This window comes from uncultured Microscilla sp. (assembly GCF_947493425.1).
Taxonomy (GTDB): domain Bacteria; phylum Bacteroidota; class Bacteroidia; order Cytophagales; family Microscillaceae; genus Microscilla.
Genome location: NZ_CANLRP010000314.1, coordinates 1 through 4,308, shown reverse-complemented (window position 1 = coordinate 4,308; position 4,308 = coordinate 1). Strand labels below are relative to the sequence as shown.

At 31.3% G+C, this 4,308-nt stretch carries 4 protein-coding genes; all 4 read left to right on the top strand.

The features are described 5' to 3' along the window. Window positions 1-115: 115 nt before the first annotated feature. Window positions 116-964: a hypothetical protein gene (locus Q0954_RS33010; RefSeq protein ID WP_299466017.1), complete on the top strand. Its 849-nt coding sequence runs from the start codon at window positions 116-118 to the stop codon at window positions 962-964. Then, window positions 961-2,646 carry a restriction system-associated AAA family ATPase gene (locus tag Q0954_RS33005; protein ID WP_299466014.1) on the top strand — a complete coding sequence of 562 codons (1,686 nt, stop codon included), beginning with the start codon at window positions 961-963 and terminating at the stop codon, window positions 2,644-2,646. The genes Q0954_RS33010 and Q0954_RS33005 overlap by 4 nt, the downstream gene beginning before the upstream one ends. Next, window positions 2,646-3,665, top strand: coding sequence for a hypothetical protein (locus Q0954_RS33000; protein ID WP_299466011.1), 1,020 nt, complete (start codon window positions 2,646-2,648; stop codon window positions 3,663-3,665). The genes Q0954_RS33005 and Q0954_RS33000 overlap by 1 nt, the downstream gene beginning before the upstream one ends. 82 nt (window positions 3,666-3,747) lie before the next feature. Then, entirely contained in the window at window positions 3,748-4,038 is a 291-nt protein-coding gene (locus Q0954_RS32995) for a hypothetical protein (protein WP_299466008.1), read from the top strand. Window positions 4,039-4,308: the final 270 nt, after the last annotated feature.

Below are 4,308 nucleotides of genomic sequence, written 5' to 3'. Positions count from 1 at the left end.
ACCCACAAAATTTTAAAAAATAACATCCTATAAAGACGTTGTTGCTTGGCTTACCTGTACTTCGTGGAATGGATACAAATTATTGGATGATTACATTAGTTCAATTTTTTTGGAAATGTTTCTAGAAAAATCAAACAAATGGGATTATAAACCTATCAAAGACACGAAAGGCATCAAAAATAGAATCCAAGGGACAGGAAAAATATCTAACAATGAAGAAGTAGGTGAACCAATGTTAAGAATGAATAACTTGACATACAAAGGTGAAATTTCATTAGATGATTTAAAATGGGTGGAATTTTCAGAAAAAGAAAAAAATACTTTTAAGTTAAAAAACCGTAATGTTCTTTTCAATAGAACAAATAGTCCCGAATTAGTGGGTAAAATTGCCGTTTGGGATAAAAGTGATGGTTACACATTCGCAGGGTATTTGGTAAGATTGGAGCTAAATGAAGAGATACTTAATCCTTATTATTTGGCAAGCTTTTTTAATTCTGACTTTGGAAAAAAAGTACTCAAAAGTAAAGCTCGTTTATCTGGTAATCTAGCCAATATTAGTGGTTCTACCTTTTTAAAACAATTAATTCTTCTCCCTCCTATTGAGTTGCAAAATGATTATGAAAAAATTTATTTGAGAGTTCAAAAACAAAAATCAATCTGTACACAACAGGTTGAATTGCTAAAACAACTTTTCCAAGCTTATTTACAAAATGCATTTAGTGAAGATTCTCAAATCGAAGAAGAAGATGTATTCGAGTCTTTGTTACAAAGTTTATCACATAAAGATTTAAAAGAAGGAAATAGATTAAACTATTTAGTTAATTGGCTTAGCGAGCAAAAAAATCGTTTTTCTACTTTTGATAATTATGATGAAGCCTGGAATAAACTAATACCATTATTGGAAGAAGGGAGTATTGAACAGTTTTTGTATAATAATGAGATTAAGTTGAGGGTAACCAAATGAAGTTATTAAGTTTGCATATCAATTCAAATTATGGTAATATAAAAAAAGGGTTTAAGTTACAGTTTAGACCTTTCTTTGAAAAACAGGTTATTGAGCAACAAGAAATTTTAGAATTTCACCCGTTTTGCTTTGCTGGATTAAATGGAAGTGGTAAATCTAATGTATTAGAGGTTTTAGCCAATATATTCTATCATATCGAATGTTGTGCTAATGTCAACCAACCTCAGAATTTCCAAGAAATTTTTCACCCAGAGATTTGTAAACCCAACGCCTTTGAATTAGAATATTATATCTGCCTTGATAGAGATTTGAATTACAAAGTTGAAAACTTGGTAAAGGTTAAAATCACCAAAAAAGAAAAAACTCAAAAAGACGATGGATTCCCTAAATTGACCTACCAGCCATTTCCATTTGAAGAAGAGCCTATTCCTGTTTCTGTTGTAGCAGAGAAGTACGCGGAAATTCCTGCTCCTGCAAAACGTTTTCTACCTGACCTTATTATTGGCTATTCTTCTGGCGAAAATGAGATATTAAGCATTCCTTTCTTTAAAAACCGTTTGCTTCATTATGATGAATATCGAATTGCATTAGAAAAGCAAGCCAGATATACTGAACCAGAGAGTAGCTTATTATACATAGATTATGAAATGAGTCAAGCAGTTTTGCTGGTGAACCTAATTTTTCAAAGTAATGAAGTTTTAACTCCTTTAACAGAAGAATTAGGGATTTTAGGCATGACTCGATTTCGCATGAATTTAAATTTACATACACACAATAATCGCCATATTTTAGATGAATATCATAATGTTATAGAAGCTTTTAAAAGGTGTGCCACCACATTTTATGAAGAAGATCATAGGTTAACTCTAGATTTTTGGTTTGATCCTAATGGGAATATGAAAAAAGCCTTTCATAAAAACTTTCCTGGAGGTATTTTTCAACTATTTCAATCTTTTCAGATTCTTTATACACTCAATCACCATTCAATCAAAGATTATATTAAGTCAGATGTATATCAATCTCGAGGCTTCTATACAGAAGGAAAAGTTCCTTTACCTGAACCAGAAGATAAAATTTTCTATTTTCTTGATTACTTTATCAACAAAAAACATAAAAATTCAACAGAGGAAACTTCTCTTCTAATGAAAAACCTATCTGATGGTGAACAACAATTTTTACACACGTTGGGAATTTGTTTAATGCTTAAGAATAAGAGTGCATTGTTACTATTAGATGAACCTGAAACACATTTTAATCCTAGCTGGCGCTCTAAATTTATTAGCATACTCAAAAATAGTTTAAATTATTCCCAAAGTAATCACCTAATGCGTGAAATTCTTATTACTTCACACTCACCTTTCATTATTTCTGATTGCTTACCCAATAATGTGGTTTTATTTGATAAAGATGAAACAGGTAGTACAACAGCAACAAAAGTTACTGATTTGGAAAATTCATTTAATACGTACGGTACTTCTGTAGAGTTAATTCTTGAAAGATTATTTAATTATGATCAATCAATTGGAGATCTTGCAAATTCAGAGCTGGAGGGTATAAATTTTGAAAAAATAAAAACAAAAGCAGATATTAACGAAATAAAGACAAAACTCAAAAAACTTGGGGAATCGATTGAGAAAGACATGATTTTGGCTCGTCTGAATAGAATTAATTTAGAAAACTAATGTTAAGAACCTATAAATCCATAAACCACCCAATTTTCAAACTACATGAACATCTGGAGCATTTAGTTTGTCAAGTTTGGTGCAATGCAACAAATCATACTTCTTGTTCAGACTTTTTAAGCGAAGAGTTTGAAATTATCTACAATGAATATTCTTGGCTAAAAAAAAGGATAGATAGCATCTATAAGAAGTGTAAAACACTAAATAATGATGAAAGGGCTAAAATTAGAGAAGCGTTCAATATTAACAATAGAATAGAAGAATTGTGTGAAGGGACTTTATCCCCAATTGAATTAGATGATTTACCCAAAGTTGTAAAAAATGACATGAAGCCTTTATTAATTAAATTTTATGATTATTTAATTGATAGAGCAGCTGTCCCAGGTGATAAATTAGATTATTATAACAAGCTTATTTCAACAACTAAACATAAAACTTGTCCTTGTTGTGGCTTGGCAAGAATTGAATCAGCGGAAACACATTATCGCGAAGATAATGATCATTATTTACCAAAAGCAGAATATCCTTTTGCTTCCGTTAATTTTAAAAACTTGGTGCCATTATGTGATAAATGCAATAAGAAATGTAAGGGTAGCAAAAACCCTTGCAAAAATGGTCGTATATCTTATTATCCTTTTAATAAAACTCATGTACCAATTGAGGTTTTTATCTCAATAAATAACAACGATAGTTTAGATTATCTGAATTTAAAAAAAGAAGAAATTGAAATTTCTTTTAGTGGTAATCCTGATAAAAACTCTACTTGGGACTTTTTATTTGAGATCAAGAGACGCTACAATGAAGAAATAAGAAATTTTTCTAAAAGTGAATTAAGAGTTATATCTAATCGCATGTTCAGGCACCAGAAAAGAAAACAAGAGTTTACTTATGAACAAATTTTAAATGATAGCATTGAAGACTATGAATTCGACATTTTTGAAGAACGTAAATTTTTAAAAAAATCATTTCTGGAGACCATTAAATTAAAACCAGAATGGATGGCTGTTTATCAATATTAGAAATAGTAGTCTTAAAGTATCCCTACGTCCAAGCCCATGTTTTGCTTTGTACCAAGTGAGCCTAGCTTTGTATCCAAAAGATATGACAAAACAAGAGAAGATGTATGCGATTGTATCTGGTTATGATGAGCATACGATGGATCGTAAAACTTATAGTGCTGAACAGGGTATTACTTTGAACATGTTTTGCTACTGGCGTGGTAAATGGTTGAAGGAGCAACGCTCAGTGTCTACTACAAAGTCTCTTCCACCAAAGGCAAGCTCTATGGCTCAGTCTTCGCCTGCTTTTGAGCCTTTTTCAGTAGATGTGCCTACCACAGGTAAGGTATCTACTAAGTATCCGTCCCAGCACCCCCATGTTGCTCAATTTTAACAGTGTAATTTATGAAGCTATTTTAGGGCTTAAAATTCTGAGGGATAATAACTCGTTCAATATTTTTCCAAGTATCAATTACTACGCAAAGAAAAATTGAAAACAAAAAAACTGCTATAACCTTCTGTTAGTGGTAGTTGATATGTTAGAACAGAGTATCCATTCCACGAAGTACAGGTAAGCCAAGCAACAGCGTCTTTATAGGATGTTATTTTTTAAAATTTTGTGGGTAAAATTGATGAATATCTTGGATAGGAGCCTCCATGATGT